Origin of the sequence: Dyadobacter chenwenxiniae, from assembly GCF_022869785.1 — a bacterium.
Classification (GTDB): domain Bacteria; phylum Bacteroidota; class Bacteroidia; order Cytophagales; family Spirosomataceae; genus Dyadobacter; species Dyadobacter chenwenxiniae.
Window position 1 is genome coordinate 1,416,342 of the sequence record NZ_CP094997.1, and the last position, 20,084, is coordinate 1,436,425.

The 20,084-nt window shown below is 46.6% G+C and carries 17 protein-coding genes; 9 read left to right on the forward strand and 8 right to left on the reverse strand.

Going from position 1 to position 20,084, the window contains the following annotated elements; translation table 11 throughout:
* The first annotated feature begins 26 nt into the window (after window positions 1-26).
* The 4 genes from MUK70_RS05760 to MUK70_RS05775 all read left to right on the forward strand — a co-directional run bounded on the left by MUK70_RS05760 (window position 27) and on the right by MUK70_RS05775 (window position 5,856).
* On the forward strand, window positions 27-1,034 hold the full coding sequence (locus MUK70_RS05760; RefSeq protein ID WP_234658226.1) for an alpha/beta hydrolase: 1,008 nt from the start codon (window positions 27-29) through the stop codon (window positions 1,032-1,034).
* Window positions 1,035-1,140: 106 nt separating this feature from the next.
* Window positions 1,141-2,661, forward strand: coding sequence for an FAD/NAD(P)-binding protein (locus tag MUK70_RS05765; RefSeq protein ID WP_234658225.1), 1,521 nt, complete (start codon window positions 1,141-1,143; stop codon window positions 2,659-2,661).
* Complete coding sequence (locus tag MUK70_RS05770) at window positions 2,645-3,559, forward strand: AEC family transporter (protein ID WP_234658224.1); 915 nt, start codon at window positions 2,645-2,647, stop codon at window positions 3,557-3,559. The genes MUK70_RS05765 and MUK70_RS05770 overlap by 17 nt, the downstream gene beginning before the upstream one ends.
* Window positions 3,560-3,699: 140 nt before the next feature.
* Window positions 3,700-5,856 carry a GH92 family glycosyl hydrolase gene (locus MUK70_RS05775; protein WP_234658222.1) on the forward strand — a complete coding sequence of 719 codons (2,157 nt, stop codon included), beginning with the start codon at window positions 3,700-3,702 and terminating at the stop codon, window positions 5,854-5,856.
* 10 nt (window positions 5,857-5,866) lie between these two features.
* Here the strand turns inward: MUK70_RS05775 and MUK70_RS05780 are convergent, their stop codons facing one another.
* The 4 genes from MUK70_RS05780 to MUK70_RS05795 form a co-directional block, all read right to left on the reverse strand.
* Window positions 5,867-7,141, reverse strand: a complete 1,275-nt coding sequence (locus MUK70_RS05780) for a sensor histidine kinase (protein ID WP_234658221.1) — start codon at window positions 7,139-7,141, stop codon at window positions 5,867-5,869.
* 94 nt (window positions 7,142-7,235) lie between these two features.
* Window positions 7,236-7,622: a GreA/GreB family elongation factor gene (locus MUK70_RS05785; protein ID WP_234658220.1), complete on the reverse strand. Its 387-nt coding sequence runs from the start codon at window positions 7,620-7,622 to the stop codon at window positions 7,236-7,238.
* Between the two features lie 54 nt (window positions 7,623-7,676).
* On the reverse strand, window positions 7,677-8,627 hold the full coding sequence (locus MUK70_RS05790; RefSeq protein WP_234658219.1) for a hypothetical protein: 951 nt from the start codon (window positions 8,625-8,627) through the stop codon (window positions 7,677-7,679).
* A 111-nt stretch (window positions 8,628-8,738) separates the two neighbouring features.
* On the reverse strand, window positions 8,739-9,311 hold the full coding sequence (locus tag MUK70_RS05795; RefSeq protein ID WP_234658218.1) for a Crp/Fnr family transcriptional regulator: 573 nt from the start codon (window positions 9,309-9,311) through the stop codon (window positions 8,739-8,741).
* Window positions 9,312-9,438: 127 nt separating this feature from the next.
* On the opposite strand from MUK70_RS05795, the gene MUK70_RS05800 reads away from it, so the two are divergent.
* The 5 genes from MUK70_RS05800 to MUK70_RS05820 all read left to right on the forward strand — a co-directional run bounded on the left by MUK70_RS05800 (window position 9,439) and on the right by MUK70_RS05820 (window position 16,287).
* Window positions 9,439-10,920: an alpha-amylase gene (locus MUK70_RS05800; RefSeq protein ID WP_255716767.1), complete on the forward strand. Its 1,482-nt coding sequence runs from the start codon at window positions 9,439-9,441 to the stop codon at window positions 10,918-10,920.
* Between the two features lie 67 nt (window positions 10,921-10,987).
* The gene (locus MUK70_RS05805; RefSeq protein WP_234658216.1) at window positions 10,988-13,351 is read left to right on the forward strand and encodes an ABC transporter permease; all 2,364 of its coding nucleotides are present in this window, start codon (window positions 10,988-10,990) and stop codon (window positions 13,349-13,351) included.
* A gap of 635 nt (window positions 13,352-13,986) precedes the next feature.
* Window positions 13,987-14,571: a hypothetical protein gene (locus MUK70_RS05810; RefSeq protein WP_234604476.1), complete on the forward strand. Its 585-nt coding sequence runs from the start codon at window positions 13,987-13,989 to the stop codon at window positions 14,569-14,571.
* A gap of 145 nt (window positions 14,572-14,716) precedes the next feature.
* Complete coding sequence (locus MUK70_RS05815) at window positions 14,717-15,067, forward strand: YciI family protein (RefSeq protein WP_234658215.1); 351 nt, start codon at window positions 14,717-14,719, stop codon at window positions 15,065-15,067.
* Window positions 15,064-16,287, forward strand: a complete 1,224-nt coding sequence (locus MUK70_RS05820; RefSeq protein WP_234658214.1) for an RNA polymerase sigma factor — start codon at window positions 15,064-15,066, stop codon at window positions 16,285-16,287. Before MUK70_RS05815 ends, MUK70_RS05820 begins: the two co-directional genes overlap by 4 nt.
* A gap of 1 nt (window position 16,288) precedes the next feature.
* Here MUK70_RS05820 and MUK70_RS05825 read toward each other — a convergent pair whose 3' ends face one another.
* From MUK70_RS05825 to MUK70_RS05840, 4 genes are all read right to left on the reverse strand, one after another.
* The gene (locus MUK70_RS05825) at window positions 16,289-17,713 is read right to left on the reverse strand and encodes a LamG domain-containing protein (RefSeq protein WP_234658213.1); all 1,425 of its coding nucleotides are present in this window, start codon (window positions 17,711-17,713) and stop codon (window positions 16,289-16,291) included.
* An 89-nt stretch (window positions 17,714-17,802) separates the two neighbouring features.
* Entirely contained in the window at window positions 17,803-18,609 is an 807-nt protein-coding gene (locus MUK70_RS05830; protein ID WP_234604485.1) for an AraC family transcriptional regulator, read from the reverse strand.
* A gap of 21 nt (window positions 18,610-18,630) precedes the next feature.
* Complete coding sequence (locus MUK70_RS05835) at window positions 18,631-19,662, reverse strand: SDR family NAD(P)-dependent oxidoreductase (RefSeq protein WP_234658212.1); 1,032 nt, start codon at window positions 19,660-19,662, stop codon at window positions 18,631-18,633.
* A gap of 102 nt (window positions 19,663-19,764) precedes the next feature.
* Window positions 19,765-20,007 (reverse strand): hypothetical protein, encoded by a 243-nt coding sequence (locus tag MUK70_RS05840; protein WP_234658211.1) that lies wholly within the window; start codon window positions 20,005-20,007, stop codon window positions 19,765-19,767.
* Window positions 20,008-20,084: the final 77 nt, after the last annotated feature.

Here is a 20,084-nt window from a genome sequence, read left to right on the forward strand (position 1 = left end):
AAGCCTCCCATCGCCTTGCCAAAATCATGCTCAGGAAATTCAAGATTCACACGGTAATTATGCTTTCCATTCTGCTTGCGAATGCGCAAAAGGGCTCGGCACAAATCAAACCGTCCGGCGTGGCCGACACCAGCTTTTCCGTGTTGGGTTCCTATCGCAACGAAAGCAGGCATTTTCCCGACATTCGAATTGCCAGCCCTGCAATGCCTGCCTCGATCAATGCCAGCCGCAATGTTCCGTACAGGCAAAGCAAATCGGGCCGGAACCTGTTGCTGGACATTTATCAAAGAAAACAACGGCTTCCAAAACCAGCGCCTGCGATCCTTATGGTCCATGGTGGAGGCTGGCGCTCGGGAGACCGTACGCATAACACAACACTGGCACAACGACTTGCGGAAAAAGGCCTTATCACCATAACCGCAGATTACAGTCTATCAACGGAAGATTTGTTTCCGGCGTCAGTATTTGACTTAAAAGCCGCAATTCGCTGGATCAGGGCACATGCGGGGGATTTTAACATTGACACATCACGGATTGCCATTCTCGGTTTTTCGGCAGGCGGGGAGCTGGCGGCCTTTACTGGCGCAACAAACGGGAGTAAGAAGTTCGAAGGTTCCGGCGAATATTTGAAGCATTCCAGTGGGGTGCAGGCCGTGATCGACATCGACGGGATCCTGGCCTTTATTCATCCGGAATCGGGCGAGGGCGATGATTCAAAATCTATTTCCGCAGCAACCTACTGGTTTGGCTATCCCAAAAGCGAGCGCCCAGATCTCTGGATCGACGGATCTCCAATCACACATGTCAGCAAGCAATCGCCGCCTTATCTGTTCATCAACAGCTCGGTAAGCCGCATGCATGCGGGCAGGGAGGATTTTATCAAAAAGCTGAATGGCTTCAACATTTATTCAGAAGTAAAAACATTCCCTGACGCACCGCACACATTCATGTTTTTTGATCCCTGGTTTGAACCAACGCTGCAAACGATTGATAACTTCCTGAACCAGGTATTTCCCGCCAAAACAACCAGATAGCCCCCCTTCATTCGAGGTCGACCGTTCGTCGTATTAGCATGATTATTTTAGGCCTCTGCCTCATCCCGCTTGTCAGGCGAGCGGATTGCAAACAGGAACCTAAAAAATGAGTTTGATAAACATTACGATTATTGGGGGCGGAGCGTGTGGCATATCTGCATTCATTGAGCTTTTTCTTCAATTGCGCATCGCAAAAAGTCACGAAAATGTCAGCATAACAATCATCGAAGAAAACCAGGAAGTTGGGAAAGGGCTTGCCTTCGGTACGAAGCAACCGGGTCATATTCTCAACACCCAAGCCGATTTGATGGGAATTCATTTCACGGAACCGCAACATTTCAGCGATTGGCTGATCGAGCACGATGCACGGATAGGCAGCGAAGTGGTTGATAACCAAGGTGAGAATAAAGCTTTCACAACCAGGCGGTTATATGGAGATTATCTGAAAGAACAATTTGAGCATTATTTTGAACTGGCCAAAAAAGAAGGCATGCGCGTGGAGGTGATCCGGGCGAGTGCCATCAAAATAGCCAAGATGACAGCCGGTTTCGATGTGCATTTATCAGGAAATAAAAAGCACGCGTGCAACTATCTGGTGCTGGCGCCGGGCACACCGGTTGCGAATAACTATCCGGAATTAGAAGACAATAAGCATTATTTCGGCTCCCCCTGGCCATCGACGCCCCTTTTGGAAAACATTCCCAAAGATGCGGATGTGGCCATTCTGGGTTCAAGCCTAAGTGCCATCGATGCATTGATGACGCTGGCCGATAATGCTTACACAGGAAAAATCACATGCTACTCTCTTGACGGGCTTATGCCCCGTGTGCAGTCAGATGAACATGAAAGGATCGAATGCAAGTTTTTGACACTCAAAAAACTGCACGAAATCCAGCGGAATGAGCTGAGAAATCCGACTATTAAGGAAATCTTCCGTCTTTTCATACAGGAAGCGGAAGCATACGCCGATGGGGCAATTGATTGGAAAGCCACAAAAAGAATGGGAAAGCCCGCCGATCAGCTCCTTGCGGAAGACATTGAAATTGCCAGGAAAGGCGGTGACGCACTGGTGAATATTCCTTATTCGCTCCGGTATGAGAGTTCGGAGATGTGGAAATGGCTGGATGAATCGGAGAAACTTAAATTTAAAAAATGGCTGGGTCCTTACTGGGCCGTAAATCGCCATTGTATGCCGCTTGTGAACGCGGAAAGGGTCCGCAAGCTTTTTGAAACGAAGCAACTTAGCGTGGTGCCGCGTTTGAAAGAAGTGGTCTTTGATGAAAATAAAAACGGGTTTGTGCTGACTTGCGAGGACGGACAGGAGTCCGTTGAAAAATATCTTATTAACGCAACGGGGCCAGCTTCTTCCGTCAAAATGATGAAGTCGGAGCTGATGCAGAACCTGGCGAAGGATAATTTAATTGAAGCCGAGAATGCTGGCGGGATCAAGATCAACACCGAAACAATGCAGGTGATCGCAGGTAAAAAAGCTTACCCCAACTTCTATGCGGTCGGGCATATTACGAATGGCCTGCTGCTCGATGTGAACGCGGTTTGGTTTAATGTAAAAATGATCGGCAATTTATCTCGTCACCTTATCAGTCAGATCATTGGAAACCCTTCTTAAACTCTACGGGGAGCTTTTGCCGGTAATGGCATTTATCCCAGCCGGCTATCTGATCAGCAAGAAATTCGATTTCAACTCAGATTATGTGAGCAAGCCGCTGATCAATGTGCTTTTGCCCTTGCTTGTCTTTACCAACATGCTCGATGCGGAAGCATCCAAGCTGGTCGTCCTGCCGATATTGACTTTTTTGCTGGCATTAGGGATGAACTTTGCAGCCAAACTGGTACAGAACAAACTTGCTTCCGAAACAGATCCCCTGTTATTGCGCAGCTCTTTTTCATTTTTCAACATTGCATTTTTCGGCATTCCAACGGTTACTGCCCTGTTTGGAGAGGACAAGGTTAGTGTGCTGATATGCATTTACCTGGGCTCAGCTTTGTATGGCGATACGATCGGTTACTATCAGGTTGCGAAGACCAAATTTCCTGCTAAGAAAGCATTCAGGGAAATGTTGAGCATCCCGTTTCTTTATGTTTTTGTTGCCGGCATCATCTGTAAGGTAGCCGGGTTAGAAACGCCGGAAGTGGTGAAGCCTGCGCTTGGTGTTGTTAGCTTCGCCGTGTCCGCAGCGGGAATGATGATCGTTGGTTGTCAGCTGGCCAATGTCGATTTTAAGCACATTAAAATACCGTATTTTTCAAAATTGCTCGGCTTCCGCACATTCGCGGCGGCTGTTATCCTGGCCGTAATTGCATTTGCCGCATCTTTTATTGCCAAGGATTTGGAGGAAGAAGATTATAAGATGCTGGCCCTGGTTCCACTTTTTCCGGTTGCAGCGAATGTGACTGTATTTGCGGCCTTCCTCAAAGCGGATGAAGAACAGTCTTCTATTCTGGTATTTCTGTCCATGTTGCTGTCCGTTGTGCTTGTCTCAATAGCAACTTTTTTCCTGCAATAACTTCGAAAGAGGCATGCTCATTAAAGTCGACGCAAGACGAGATGCTCGCATCCCGACATTGGCAATGCACTTATAATCCCATAAATTGGGCCGCAAAAAGCAACTTACCACATTGTCTGTTCCTAAATCCTCAAACTGCAATGAATAAACTCAGTTCCAAAAACATTTTTCATTTCGTGTTGGTCATACTGTGTGCCTGTAATGGTATTCACGCTCAGGAGAAACCAGTCTATACGCAATATGTAAACACATTCATAGGGACCGCGCCACTAACGGATCCTAAAATACTGGGTTATGAATTGCCGGATGGCTGGCGCTCCTGGGCAGGGCTTACATTTCCGGGAAGTTCGCTGCCCAATGCTATGGTACAGCTAAGCCCGATGACAGAATATGGCTCCGGCGCGGGTTATGAATATGAAGATTCGCTGATCCTGGGTTTTACGCATACCAACAAAGGACATTGGAATTTATGCAACATTCCGGTCTTACCGTTATCCAATCCGGGTGCCAAATTCGGTTCGCGGTTTAGCCATAAAAATGAAAGTGCATCGCCAGGTTTTTATCAGGTGTATCTGGATGATTATAAGGTCAATGTAAAGCTTACATCCACACTGCGGGCCGGGTTTCACCAGTATGAATACAAAAACAACAAAGGAAGGCAAATCCTTTTCGACCTGGCAAAGGCCAATAACAAAATCGCCAACTGGAACATTGAAAAGGTGGGTGACAATGTGGTGCAGGGTTACCAGCAAACGGGAGAAAAAATTTATTTCTATGCCAGTCTGAATACTAACATTGCCAGGCTTGAAGAAAAAGAAGAAGGTGCGGGGAGCGGTTATGCAATCGTGCATTTGGCCGATGGTAACGGGCCTGTGGAGCTTAAAATTGGCATTTCGTTTGTCAGTGTAGCCAATGCGAAGGAAAATTTAGAAAAAGAAATTGGTAACAAAACTTTTGACCGGATCCGGAACGAAGCAACCGGCAAATGGGAAAAGCTGCTGTCCTCGATCCAGGTGAAGGGCGGAACCGGCAAGCAAAAGCAAATGCTGTATTCTTGTTTGTACCGCTCATTTCTCTGGCCAGCATTGCGCAGCGATGTAAACGGAGAATTCACGGATGCACAAAAGAATGTTACAAAAACCGGCTTCGACTATTACACAGAACCTTCGTTATGGGACACTTACAGAAATAAAGATGTGCTGCTCGGGCTGATTTCTCCCCAGGTGACGCTGGATGTGATCAAATCCATGAGGGATGTGGGCGATAAAAGCGGTTTTATTCCGACATTCTTTCACGGGGATCATGGCGCTTCTTCCATTGCCGGGGCCTACCTGCGCGGAATCAGCGATTTTGATATCAAAGGCACTTATGAAATATTACTGAAAAATGCCAATGTGGAAGGCGGCGCGCGTCCTTATATTAAAGAATACAAAGCGCTGGGTTTCATTCCTGATCCTGATATTGCGAATCCCGAAGTGGAAACGAAAGCTGCCGCGGGCGTATCCAAAACATTGGAATATGCTTATGACGATTATTCTGTTGCACAAATTGCGAAAAGTCTTGGTGATACAGCCAATTACAGGATGCTCATGGCGCGGTCTAATAACTACAAAAATATGTTTGATCCCTCAACGAGGTTTATGCGTGGAAAATTGGCGAATGGCGACTGGATTAAGCCATTTGACCCGCAATATCCCTATTATGAATACATGTACCGGGAAGCGAATGCATGGCAGGTTTCCTTCTTTGCACCGCACGATATGCCGGGTCTGATCGCATTGTATGGAGGCCCGGCCGGTTTTGAATCGAAGCTGGACTCGCTGTTTACAGTTCCCTGGAACCCGAAGCACATTGCCCGGAATGTGGAAACGATGGTCGGGCAATATTGCCATGGCAACCAGCCCGACCATGAGGCGCCATTTTCTTACCATTTTATAGGCAAGCCCGAAAAATCGCAGGCGCAGCTGGACAACATTCTCAACAATCTGTACGGAATTGGAGACAATGGCCTTGCGCTGTGCGGGATGGACGATGCGGGTGAAATGTCCGCGTGGTATGTATTTACATCGCTCGGCTTATATCCGTTTTCGGCCACAGACCCTGAGTATCTGGTGACGGTCCCGCTTTTTGACGAGGTCAAATGGCGAACAAGTAACGGAAAAGTCATTACTGTCAAAAAGCCGGGCAATGGCAGGGCATTGACTACTATTAAAGTGAACGGGAAGGAAATGAAGGGCTATCATGTTCCTCATGAGCTATTTAAACATGGTGGTGAAATTGAAATTTTGACAAGGTGATATTACCCTGTTATGCTTTTGCATTAGGCTCCTGTTTGGCCTGAAAGCGGATCCTTACGAGCGTTCCGGTTTCAGGCCTGCTTTCAATATCCATAGTCGCTTTCATCAGTTCGCAGATTTTTTTGACAATGAAAAGGCCTAGTCCTTCACTTTCTTTTAAATCCTCATTCTTATCGGAAACTGTCGGCGCCGGTTTCTCTACCGGCACCTGCTTGTGAATGGCTGTGGTGTGGGAAGCCGGTTTGAGCTGACCTACAAACAATCCTGTCGGCGTATCTTCCTGAAAGCCAGGGCCCGTATCCTGAATGCTCAAAACCCAGCGGGAATCATTCTCATTTGTCCAGCTTACGTATATGCCACCCTTTTCCGTGTATTTTAGTGCGTTATATAACAGATTTTGTAAAATGCGCTGGATCTGGACCTTGTCGCTCATTATTTCCAGTTTTTCAGGGCCTTCGGCGGTAAGCGTCAGTTTGCGCATTTCGGCTACCGGCCTCGCATTTTCCACCACTTCCCTGATCAATGCGCTGACATTCAATTGCTTGATTTCCAGCGTCTCCTGGCCGGCCTCTATGCGGGCGTAATCGGTTAATTGCAGGAGCATATCACGGACCGACGCCAGGTTGCGGTTGATAATGGTCATCAATTCCGATCGCTCTTTTTCGGATGAAGGCGTCTGCGAAAGCTGCGAGGCCATTAACATCACACTGAAGCTGGATCGCAGATCATGTGAGCTGTGCCGTAAATGTTCATTCCTTTCCTTGCTCATCTGGTATAATTGATCCAGGGCAGCCTGCAGACTGGCTGCTTGTTCCGCCGCCGCTGTCTGCCGGAGCTCGTGGTAATACAAAACACTCCCCCGGCTCGCTTCTGAATACAGCCTGTTCAGCTCGCGGTAAACGTGCGACGCATTTTCGGTGTCCATTTTTGTATAATCCGGATCAAAACCCGACACCTCATGAATCAGGATCGCGAAAAGGTGCTCCAATTCGATCATCAATTCCTGCAGTGAATAACCGCTTTGCCAGCGGTGAAGCCCGTGCTGGCTTGAGACCTCGACCGGGTCATTGGAAGGTTTCATTAGTTTCAGGCTGTGGTCGAGAATGTCGAGCAACACCGGGACCTGGTCGTTGAATTCTTCTCTTGAAAAACTGCTTTTCCTGCTGAGCAAGGGATCTGCATCGCACCTTTCGCGCCATTTGTTCAGCAGCACTTCCCTGCGCGTGCGCAGAAAGGCGGCCAGTTCGCCAGCCTGCACAAGTTTTTCAGATTTATGTTTTGCCATAGTTGGGTTTATATTTTTCGAAAACAGCCTTTCAGCGCTTTCAGCAAATACCATACCCGATTTTAGCTACATCAAGGCTATCCTTACAACTTTTTCATCCAACCTGCCTTACGTCAAGAACCTGGAATTTCTTCATGCCCGCGGGCACTTTCCACTCCACGGTTTCTCCCTTGCAAAGCCCGATCAAAGCAGCACCCATGGGCGTCAGGACGGAGATTTTTTTCTGTTTAATGTCTGCAAAAGCGGGCATAACAATGGAAAATTCCATTTCTTTATTGGTCGTCAGCTCCCGAACTTTAACCTCTGAATTCAAGCGGATGCTGTCTGGCGGCAACTCGTCGTTTTCAACCACAATGGCCCTGTTCAGCTCGTAGGAAAGTGACATTTCGTTCGCATTGGTGCTGCTGAAATTTTCTGCAAACTGCTTTAACATGCGAAAATCATCTTCTCCAAGTATTACATGATTTCTTAGCGTATTCATAATTGTGTATTTAAAAGTTAGATCGGAATGCTGTTCCGCGTTCCGATTTTGCCCTTATGTAAAAGAGCTGGCCGCCAGTTGATGAAAAACCCTTTCATCCAGCTTGTAGCGGTCATTTAGCGTGAGGCTGCTGCGCGCATTAAAAAGTGCATGGTTCACCGCATTGTACATCAGCCAGTAGGAGGGGCTCGCCCCTAAAATTCGCTCTTCGAGCCGAAGCCTTTCCTGCGCCTGCTTGGCCAGTTGAACGGGAATAGGCAGTCTTTTCAACATGCCTTCATCTGCCTTCGTCATTGTGCGCTGTTGCAGGTGCTCGTAAATTGTAGCTGTCAGCGTCGGCCGTGCTTTCTTCTGACCAGCGAGCATTTCGAAAAGCTGAGCCTGAAAAAGCTCTGGTGTCAGCCGGCTGTGATGAATTTTCCGCAACTCCTGCGTGCTCTTAACAGGCTGCTTTTTATCCTTTATTTTCGGTTTGTCTTCCAGCCAGTGTTGGTAGTCGGGCAGTTTGCCAAAGGAATCAGCCCAGCCCATGAGGCCGTTCTGGCAAATTGCCCTGTACATGCTCGTTCCGGGCTTATTGCCTCCGCTTGCCATTGCTGTAAATGTTTGTCCCTGAATGGTTAGCGGCGTTTTTCCATTATAACTATTGGTCACGATCATACTGCGTTGCAGGCTTTCGCTGCCAATGGATAATCCGTCGGAAAGAATGATGCTGATGCTGAATTCGCCCGTGCTCGTGTATTTGATCTGGACCGTATAATTTTTACCAAACACCTTGTCGATCACTTCTCTGATCCAGATATTGGGAATAATGGTATAGTCCGCGCTCTGGATGCCGAAAATGGTTTTTCTTCCCCCCAGGGGTTCACCCACAATCAGTTGCTGGCGGTCCGTTGCGATAATATCGTAATCGGGCAAAAGGTCAGTAAGCCAGACAGGATTAATAGGATAACAAATGTCATCCCAGTCATTTGTCAGAACCGGTTGCGCACTAATATAAGTCATCGTTCATTTTTATTTTTACAGTTGTAAATTTACGATCATATTCTTTCAAAACAAAATTTAAGTGCTTAATGAGCGCAGGCCTTAATTGCCGGCCTGGAATGATGTTTTTATTCAAGATCGCTTTTTTCGCAGCTCACTCAAATACTCGGGCGTAAAACCCAGGTAGGACGCTATCAAATATTGCGGCACGCGTTGCACGAACTGCGGGTAGTTTTCGACAAAGTTCTGATACAGCTTTTCGCGGGACAGATCGTGGTGAAACTTCATCCGCACCTGCGCTGCCCCATAGCCCCGCTGATAAACAAACCGGAAATATCTTTCCAGCTTAGGTAACTGTTCCAGAAGTCTTTCCTGATTCTTCACATCAATGACCAGCAACTCCGAATTTTCAACAGCCTGAATGGTGAAACCGGTGTTTTGCTGCAATGTAAATGCTGAAAAGTCTGTAAGCCACCAGTTTTCAAGGGCAAACTGAATGGTTTGTTCGATCCCTTTTTCGCTCAGGTGAAACATGCGGATGCAGCCTTCCACAACGAAGAAAAGCGCGGAACAAGGATTTCCGGCCTCCACCAGGTTTTGCTTCTTCTTCGCACGGACAGATTGAAAAAATGATAATATCAATGCTTCCTCTTCCGGTGCCACCTGCACTTGCTTGCTGATGTGTTCGATAAGCGGATGTCTCATGGCTGGCGTGGATCGGGATCACTGGTGGCGAATTTAGTGAATGTTGGTTTAATGCAGCTGCGCCGGTATGGTTATTTATGCTTAGCATGCAGCTGCATTTAACCCCGCAGCACTTCATTGACAGTTTATGGATAATTATACAATGTTTCAATTCTTTGAATGGTACTATCCTGCGGACGGAACCTTATGGAAACATTTCAAAAATGAAGCGGCCCGACTCAAAAATATGGGCATTGACTCAGTATGGCTGCCGCCCGCACACAAGGGCATGGAAGGTGCCGCATCTTCCGGCTATGATTCCTACGATTTATTCGACCTGGGAGAATTTGATCAAAAAGGCTCCGTAAGAACAAAATACGGGACAAAACAGGAATTGATTGATGCCATTGCTGCCGGTAAGGAAGCGGGGTTGCAGGTTTATTGTGACATTGTTTTGAACCATATGGGCGGCGCGGACGAAAAGGAAACTGTGCCTGTAAAAGAAGTGACGCCGGAAAACCGCAATGAATTTGTGAGCGACACTTTTGAAATTGAGGCTTATACAAAATTTACATTTCCGGGCCGGGCCGGACAGTATTCACAATTTGTGTGGGATTATCAATGCTTTTCGGGTGTGGATTTTAATGCATCAACTGAGCAAAATGCCATTTACAGCATTCAAAATCAATATGGCGACGGCTGGCAGGATGTAATGGACCTGGAAAATGGCAATTATGATTACCTGATGCTTTCAGACATCGAATTCCGCAATCCGCATGTGCGTCAGGAGTTGAAAAACTGGGGCGAATGGTTCGTGGAAACGGTGAATTGTGACGGTTTCAGGTTGGATGCGATCAAACATATGGACCCTGCATTTTTCAATGAATGGCTGGACCACTTGCGTGGCAAATATCAGAAAGAGTTTTACGCGGTCGGCAAATACTGGGCGCCGTATGACCTGGGCTCCATGCTGGCTTACATTGAAGCCACCGACAAGCGTGTTTCGTTGTTCGATGCGCCACTGCAAGCCAACTTTTACAGGGCATCCAAAGAAAATGAACATTACGATCTTCGTACGATTTTGGACGATACATTGGTTCAAACCATGCCGGAGCTCGCGGTAACGCTGGTGGAAAACCATGACACACAACCGCTGCAATCATTGGAACAAACCGTCGAAGGTTGGTTCAGACCCATGGCATATGCGATTATCCTGCTCCGTGAAGCGGGTTATCCATGTGTTTTTTACAGCGATTTATATGGGTCAAAATACAAAGACAAAGGCAATGATGAGGAAGAGCATGAAATCACATTGGAAAAACTGAATGTGCTGGAAACGCTGCTCCATGTCAGGAAAAAGTGCGCATATGGCACACAGCATGACTATTTTGACGACATCAACTGCATTGGCTGGACGCGCGAGGGAAACGATTCTCACGAAAATTCCGGCTGTGCAGTGTTAATCTCCAATCATGAAAATGTTTCAAAAACGATGTTTGTAGGCCAGCAGCACGCTGGTAAGACCTTCGTTGACTATTTAGGTTTCGTTACAGAACCGGTGATAATCGGTGAAGATGGGACTGCCGAATTCCGGGCAAACGGTCGTTCCGTGAGTGTGTGGGCGATTTAAATGGTCGGGCTTGCCACGTTATGTGTCGGGATGGGGTAATGGTTTAAAACCAGACACCTGATCGGCTATGATTCGTAATTATTTCAAAATCGCCTGGCGCAATGTGCGCTCGGGCGGGTGGTATTCCACACTTAACATCGGTGGCCTGGCCGTGGTTCTCGCGGTGAGCCTTTTGCTTTTTTGGTGGGTGAAGGATGAGCTGACGTTCGATCGATTTCATTCTTCGGCGGACCGGATTTACCAGATTAATGCACGTTTTGGTAAAGGAACAGACGAAAACACATTTACGTCAACCCCCGGGCCTGTCGCAGTTGTAGCGCGAAAGCAAATCCCGGAGGTGGAAAGCGTGGTGAGAATGGGATATTATCCGGGCGGGACATTCCGTGCAAATGGTAAAACATTCAACGAAAAAGACAATCTGGTTTATACAGAAACCAGCTTTCTTGAAATATTCGATGGATTTAAAGTGTTGTACGGAAACGAGAAAGCGCTTTTCCCTGAACCCAATTCGGTTGTCCTGACTAGAAAACTGGCCACAAAATTCTTTGGAAACGCGGATGCCGTCGGGAAAACCTTTGAAAACATTGAAACCCATATTTCGCTCACGGTTAGCGCTGTCATCGAGGATGCGCCGGACAATTCTTCGCTCAGACATAACATGTATGTAAATCTTGAAGTTTTAAAGAACACGGAGCCGGAAAAAGGCGAGCGCGAGCTGGTCGACGAAAACTGGGACAATTACGGATTTGAAACGTATGTAAAGCTGGGTTCAAATGTAAGGCCTGAAAATGTGGCGAAAAAGCTAACCTCGATCCAGGCTTCGGTATTAAAGGGCAAGCCTAACCTGTCTGATTATCAGCTGCAACCCCTTACGGACATTCATTTGTACCCCGTGGAAGGGAACGGATCGGTGATGAAGCAGGTCAGTATTCTGGGTGTTGTTGCGGTGCTTTTATTGAGCATCGGTTGTATCAATTATGTGAATCTTACTACCGCCAGGGCCACGCGCAGGTGCAAGGAAATCGGCATACGGAAAGTCGTGGGCGCGGGTTCGGCGCAGTTGGCGCGGCAGTTGCTTGTCGAATCTTTGCTGACATTGGGTCTGGCGCTCATTCTTTCCATCGTGTTCCTGCAAGCCCTTTTACCGCTCTACGCAAGTTTAACTGGGAAGTCGGGCAGTATCATTTCACTTTTAGATCCGCAGGCATGGCAAATGCTTGTCGGCAGCCTTGCGTTCTGTTTTCTGCTCGCTGGAATTTATCCCGCAGTCATGGTCGCTAAATTCAATCCCATTCAGGCATTAAAAGGGCATTCGGGGCAGGCGAACGGCGCGGTCGTACGTAAGCTGCTGGTTGTAAAGCAGTTTGCACTTGCTACTACGCTCATCGTCGGAACTTTCATCATTGGCAGTCAGCTTCGTTTCATTCGTGAACGTGATCCGGGTTTTAAACGGGAGCATGTTTTCACATTCAACGGCCGCAATTTTACACCACAATTCAAGCAGGCGCTCGGCGGTCAGTCCAGCGTTTCAGGAATCAGCACCTCCACCGATACGCCTGTCAATATCCAGACCGGAACGGCCTCTGTGGATTGGGATGGAAAGGAAAAAGACCGGACGCTGATTATGGTGCAGATGGGCATTGACAAAGATTTTATTTCCAATTTTGGAATAAAAATACTTGCAGGACGGGATTTCAGCGGCTCTAAATCGGATTCGGCGCATTTTATATTAAACGAAACTGCTGTGAAAGAAACCGGGATTGTGGATCCTGTCGGCAAACGTTTCAAGCATGAGGGAACGGAAGGCACAATTATCGGCATTGTTAAAGATTTCAATATCACCACCATTCGCGAACCGATCTGGCCTTTGGTCATGTTCAGCAAACCAGAGCAAAATTATATCGTCAATGTTCATACCACCGGAGAACGCGCCCCAGCCGCGCTGGGTGCTGCGGAAAAATTATGGAAACAATATTTGCCAGCTTATCCATTTGAATACACATTTCTGGACGCGAATTATAACGATTTATACAGATCGGAACAGCAAACGGGCAAGTTATTCAACGTCTTTGCCGGCATCGCTATCGTCATTTCCTGCCTGGGATTGTTAGGGCTTGCATCCTTCATCACGGAGCAGCGAACAAAGGAAATCGGTATCAGAAAAGTGCTCGGAGCCACCGTTTTAAACGTGACCACATTACTTTCCAAAGATTTCATGAAGCTCGTAGTCGTCGCCATCGTGATTGCAACGCCCATTGCGTGGTTTCTGATGGAGCAATGGTTAAAAGATTTCGCTTACAAAATCACCATCCAATGGTGGATGTTTCTGTTAGCTGGCTGTTTGTCCATCATCACAGCCCTGCTCACCATCAGCGTTCAAAGCGTTAAAGCCGCATTAGCCGATCCTGTAAAATCCATAAAGTCGGAGTAACGCCTGGCACGAAACGTGGCAACTGATGCATTCAGGATCGCAGCACACCCTAAATGTACAAGTGACAATTTACATTTGACCTAAGAATGAAAATGGCGGTGATATTACCATCCAATTTCGAATGGATCGGGCGTGGCATAATTAAGGATGACGACTATGTTGAAATAAGAAAAATTTTAAAACAAAACCAGTAAGTAACATTGCTAAAAAAAATTGGAGAAAGGAGAAATTAGAGCTCAGAATAATACCATTCGAATTAATTATTAACGCGATATTATTTAAAAACTGTTTTATTAATTATAACAAATCAGGTCGGATTATAATTTAATTCAAGCACGCAAAAGGCAACCTCGTCAGGTTGCCTTTTTGTGTTTTATTCCTCCATTTTACCTAGTAGAAACCGCTAAATCAAAACGGATACCGCTAAATAAACATAAAGCCTGTCGATACAAATCTTCTCGAAAATTCATGGTTGTTTTGCACCGCGTTAGCAAAAATATATCTCTCACATTTTAAATATGAACATTTGAAAAAACAAAAATCATTATTAAAAACTGGCCAGAAATGTCAGTTGAATTTCCGTAAAAGTAAAATTTAATTAAAACCTATTTAAAAAAAATATTACACAACAAATCATGAAAAATATCATTAAAAGTATCGCACTATTAGCACTCTCATTCACATTATTTAATTGCAGCAATTCTAACGAACCAACTCCTTCCGGAGCTTCTCAAACAGTTCAAAAGAATGCAGCCGCAAACACACCGGTAGAAGAGGGATTTTCAGGAAATACAGGCCAGGGAACGATGGGACAAGGCCCAATCACCTCACGTTATGCATGGAAATTAGCCAAAACCCTGGATGTGCCTACGGGAAAAGGATTCAATTTAACATCGCCTTTTGCCATTACATCTGAAACAACGGGAGATATCGCATGGGACGAATATGGCTGCTATTATGCTTTGAAGCCGTTGAAAGTTTCTTTCAGCAACCTTAAAATCGTGGATGTTTCTTCCATCACGCCGGCATCTCTGAAAAACCTTCCATTTAATCTGGTTCCCATTGCAAATGCTCCCGCGGGATCAGCCTTCTGGACAAATTATATGCCGGTTAAAACAGTAATCGCTTGCAAAACTTCAACTGGAAAATATTACTTGTTAGAAGTTGCAGCTGATAATCCATTGAAGGTCAATATTTACCACTGGGTAATGACGATCTGATGATTTGATCCAGCAACATCTTTTGTGAGTGCCCGCGCGCCGCCTATTTGCTCTCAGCAAAACGGGCGGCGTTTTTTTGTTATAATTTTTACTGCAAACTTGTCCGGAAAAGTAGCGGCCTGCGTACTATACCAGAAAATTGACTATGAAAAGGTTCTTATTATTAATTCGGGAGGACATTAGCCGACTCGCTCAGATGTCCGAAGAAGAAATGCAGCAAGACATTGCCGAAATGAACGGCTGGGTGGAAGAATTGGTTAGATTCGACAATTTTGTTAGTGGTGAACCTCTGGAAAATGAGGGTCAAACGATTGGAAAGCCAGTTGCGACTGATGGTCCGTTTATTGATTCAAAGGAAGGAATCAGTGGTTATATGATCATCCAGGCCGAAAATCTGGAACAAGCGGCTGCCATCGCAGCGCAGTGCCCGCACATTGTGCAGGGAAAGATCAGTATAGAGGTGCGTCCCATTATGGAAATTTCGCAAGAATCGTGAGTGAAGATATTTCCGCATTGCTTTCTCAACTCTACCGCAGCCATTTCGGAAAAATGGTTGCGGTTCTGATGTATCATACGGGCATTAAGGAATTGGCGGTTTCGGAGGACATTGTTCAGGAGGCGTTTGCGATAGCATCGAAAAACTGGCAAAAAAGTGTCCCCGACCAGCCGGAGGCCTGGCTTTATAAAACAATCCGGAACATTGCCTACAATACGCTTAAAAAAGACAGTCGAAAACAGGTCATTGAGGAGGATTATATAGCCCAGGAGGTGCGGCAAACTAGCGATCAGGACATATTGCGTGTGCTATTTGCGTGTCTGCAACCTGCTTTGCCGCCGAAGGTCCAACTCGTGATCGTGTTACGATATGTTTGCGGATTGCGGGTGAAACGAATTGCTGCATTAATGGCGTGTGGTGAGGAAGGAATTTCCAAGATCATTTATCGCTGGCGGGCACAGCATACGGCTGAAAATTTGCTCCTGGACCAGAATTCAGCACAGCCTGGCGAGCAAAAAGTGAGAATGGCATTGAAAGTCCTTTATGTCATGTTTACCGAAGGATACCAGTTGGGGGAGGATGGTAACCTGGCAGACGAGTCGCTGTGTGAGGACGCATTGAGCTTGTTGCAGGAAATCGATAAAATGGGCATTGAAGCCAATGGTGAGGTAAAAGTACTACATGCGCTGCTATTGTACAATTTAGCAAGGGCCAGGTCGCGAACTAATCATCTGGATGAGCTGATAACATGGGAAGAACAGGACCGAACGGCCTGGAACAAGGAAATGATCGCGGTAGCCAATCATTATTTGCTGCTATCACAAAGAACGTCGTCCCGGGTAAGCGCATTTCAGCTGGAAGCGGCCATTGCATTTAAGCATACCAGCGCCAAAACATACGGGGAAACGGACTGGCAGGGGATTGCAGCGTTATATCAGAGGCTTGCTGTGGCAAGCCCCTCGCCATTTACAAAAATGGGCCAGGCCGCCGCATTGTATTTTGGCGGCGACGAAGCTGCTGCCACCGCGATTTTGAATCAGCTGATCGCTAACCCTTTCTTTCAAACCTACCATTTGCTGCATTGTTTCCGAGCAAGGATATATACTGACAAAGGCGATACCGGCAATGCACTGGCCTCTTACAAAAAAGCGCTGATCTGCCCGATCAACGCTTTTGAGAGAAGATTCATAGCAAAGAAAATGCATGAATTGACTGTATAACCTACTCCTTCCTGAATTCCTTACTCTCATTTCCCTGCCTCAATATCAGTTTCTTGCCTTCCGGCAGGAAGTCGAAGGTGGCGCTGGCGGTTGTGAATGCGAATTTATCTTTACCAACCGTTTGAAGTTGGGCCGGTTCCTGGTCGCTCACTTGCACAAACAGCCGCTTTTCTTTTCGTATGAAACGGAGTTTGTAGTTGACGTCTGCATTGCCGTAAGTGCCTTCATATTGATTCAAATCGAGTTTTTCTATCTCTTTTGCCGTGGCAATGATGTCAGCAACCTGATCCGTTTGGGTAATGCCTTCGACGGATTCAAGCCTGGCCATGATTCCCCAGCCATAAAAATCGTTCGCAACACCGATCAGCAGCTCGTTTCCTCCCGGTCTCAGGCTGAGCAGGGTAGCACTGTTGTTAATTGAAATCCGGCCTTCGGGATATTTCCGCATGCCTTGGGCAAACAGGTTTTTATCAATGAAAATCATCTGATTGTTCAGAAACACCCAAATTTCGTCGCTGATGCCCAGATGAAGATTTGTCTTTACGGCCTCTTTTGCGGTGATTTTGGTTTTCAGCCAGACAACTCGCCGGCTTTTGCTGGCGCCATACTTGCGGGTCAGGCTAACGAGGCCTCTTCGTTCGGCTGAGATGGTGTCGGTAAATGCGGAAGGTTGCGGTAAGTTTCGAAAGGAAAGCTCGTTGCCATCGGGCAAATTCTGCGGAGCGGTTACCGCCCAGTTTCTGAGATAAGTTGCATCATTATCAGTCAGATCCGGCAATGCCAGTGGGCTGAGTCCATCTGTTTCATTTGGTTTAACTTGTACATTGGCAATGTATGAGGAGCCTTCAAAAGCAATGCTGCCTTGTGTCTCATTTCCTTCCAGTTTCGGGATGTCCAGAACAGGCCGGGGCGCGTTATTCAGGAAGACCTGCATTCTCGCACCATTCATCACTAACTTGACGTGATTCCATTCACCTGCTTTTGTCATCGCAGGAGTCTGGTATTCGGGATACATGTCCCACATATTCACCCCATCGAAATACGGCGTATACTGAATGCCCTCGTTAGCCAGCTTATTGCCCATTTTGCCTGCCCGCAAATACACGATCTCCTGCTCTTTCTCGTCCTTTCGATGGAAATAGATGGAAAGTGCAAACTCCGGAAGTACCGGCTCAATGTCGTACTCGATCGTCCCGTTTTGGAACACCACATTCTTTAAAACAACCTGGCCGGAACCTTGGGAGATTTTCATGGCCTTATGGCCTTTGTAATCCTCGAACTTCACTTTTCCCTCCTTGAACTCCCATTTATCAGGCTCCATCACAACCTGGTAATCTGCCTTTCTGGTTACCGGGATCTCTTTCTTTTTCTGCGCATAACTTTGAAACGCGAGCAGAATCAATAGCAATCGGACGATCTTTTTCATGACATTTTTGCTGTTTAATTTTTGCGCAAAAATGTGTTACAACCGTCAGCAGGCCGGTTCAAGTGCGTGCCAAGTTCGTTCAAGTTGGTTTAACCCGCCATTTCGGTCGGTGCGTAGCCAAAATGCCTCTTGAAGGCATAGCCAAAATGCGAGAGATTCTCAAATCCTACTTCCAGATACACTTCGGATGGCTTGCGTTTCTTTTCCCGGATATGGTAATGTGCCAGTTCGAGGCGTTTTTCGGTTAGCCACTTTTGGGGTGTGGTTTGGAAGGTCTTTTTGAAATCACGTTTGAATGTGGTCAGGCTGCGGCCGGTCAGATAGCCGAATTTATCCATCGGCATATTAAACATGTAATTCTTTTCCATGAAATCGGTCAGACTGATTTTACCCGGCTCATCGAAATTGGCGAGCAAATGATCGATTTCCCGATCAATCGTCCTGAGAATGGTGATAGCTTCTTCGATTTTAATGGACGCAATGTTTTCCGGCAGGGGTTCTCTCAGGTCAAAATAGGGAATCAGCGAGTTGAGACAACTTTTCAAGAACGGATGTCGGTCAAATGCGCGGAAGACCGGCGGCTGCATTTGCCTGACTTCCACCTTGTTTTTATTGTAAAAGTCAGTCAGCCGCTGCTTGGTGAGATGCATAACGGCTGACTGGTGGGGCAGGCCGTATTTCGGATAATTAATGACCGTAACCAATTGGTTTCGTGGGAACAGCAATATATCTCCCGCCTCAAACCAATGAGTCTGATCACCCTGCACAATCTTGGTTTCACCCGATATCAGCCATACCAGCAAATGCTGTTCAAAAAGCACGTCGGCTTTGTAAAATGTATCGTCGAAGCGCGACAATTTCAGGTCGGGATGAATATACTGTGTTTGATATCCCACGATTTCAATGATTATATGACGTTATTTTGCTGCAAACTTCAATCCTGTGAGCTCCTCACTCAATTTCCATAACCGCCTTGCGTTATCAGCGTCCAGCGAATATGATTTGACGCCGCGGAGCGTAAACGGATCATCGTAGTTTTGCCCGATATTTCCCTCGTCCAGTTCGGCCACATCCGCGTTTTCACAATACAAACCACCCAAACCATCCAGTTGCGGACTGGTTGCACACCACACTGTGGTCGCAGCTCCTTGCGGAATCGTTTTCAATTTGCGGGCAACTTCCGGAAAAATTTTCCCATCGGCATCATGCGTGCCCATTTGCTGAAACAATTCCACAGGAGCAACCCGGCCCAGATCCGTTCCATTAACCGATCCCGGATGAAGCGAAAAGGCACGCACACCCACATCTTTACCGCGCTGGTCAAGTTCGAGTGCAAAAAGATTATTTGCAGTTTTGGACTGACCATAACCCGATAATGTGTCATAATCCCGGCGCTCAAAGTTAGGGTCTTCAAAATTAAATGGAGCCATTTGATGGCCATAAGAAGACACATTCACAACTCTCGCATTACCAGCCTTTTTTAACGCCGGCCAAAGCCTCAGCGTTAGTTGAAAATGACCGAGATGGTTGGTTGCCAGCTGCGATTCATAACCTCTTGCATCGCGTTGAAGCGGCACCCACATGATGCCCGCATTGTTGATCAGCAGGTGAAGCGAGCTTCCGGTAAGCAGGAATTTCCCTGCAAATGCATCAATAGATGCCGGATCCATCAGGTCCATTTGCTCAATGGTCACATTTGAAATGCCTTCCAGGTTTTTAGCTGCCTTTTGAATGTCACGTGCAGGCACGACAACTTTTGCTCCTGCCCCAACAAAAGTCTTCACCGTTTCCAGCCCTATCCCCGCGTAACCGCCTGTTACGATAGCCGTTATCCCAGTCAGGTCAATTCCTTTAATAACGTCAGCAGCAGTAGAAAATGCTGTAAAGCCCGACTGAACCGGCTTTTGCAAAGCCCCGCCGTAGTTGCCCGAAAATGTTTTTTGTTCCATGATTTTTTGATTTAATGATGGAACAAAATTAGGCGATGCGCTTCCCGGTGTTTTTGTTTTAAAGGCCGAGTTTATTTGTTTTAAAGACCATTCACAAACTTTTCAGGCGCCGTCATTCTCCTCCTCATCTTCAACCCCTTCAAAATAATTCACAACCGTCATCAGTGGCAACGTGGTCCGGTCGGCGGCATTGGACATCTGTATGACCGCGCGGTCGATATTGGTTTTGTCAAACCCGATAAAATGGCCTTCGATCATTTCACCAGGTCTCAGCTGGTAGGAAATCGCCTTATCAATATATTTCGAAGCACGCTTTTGCAAGCCAGTAAGTTGTGGTTCCAACATTGTTTTTGTCAATTAGTTAATCTTCCTGTTTCATTCCCTGCAAATATCTTTCCAAAATTCTCAATATCATCCTTCTT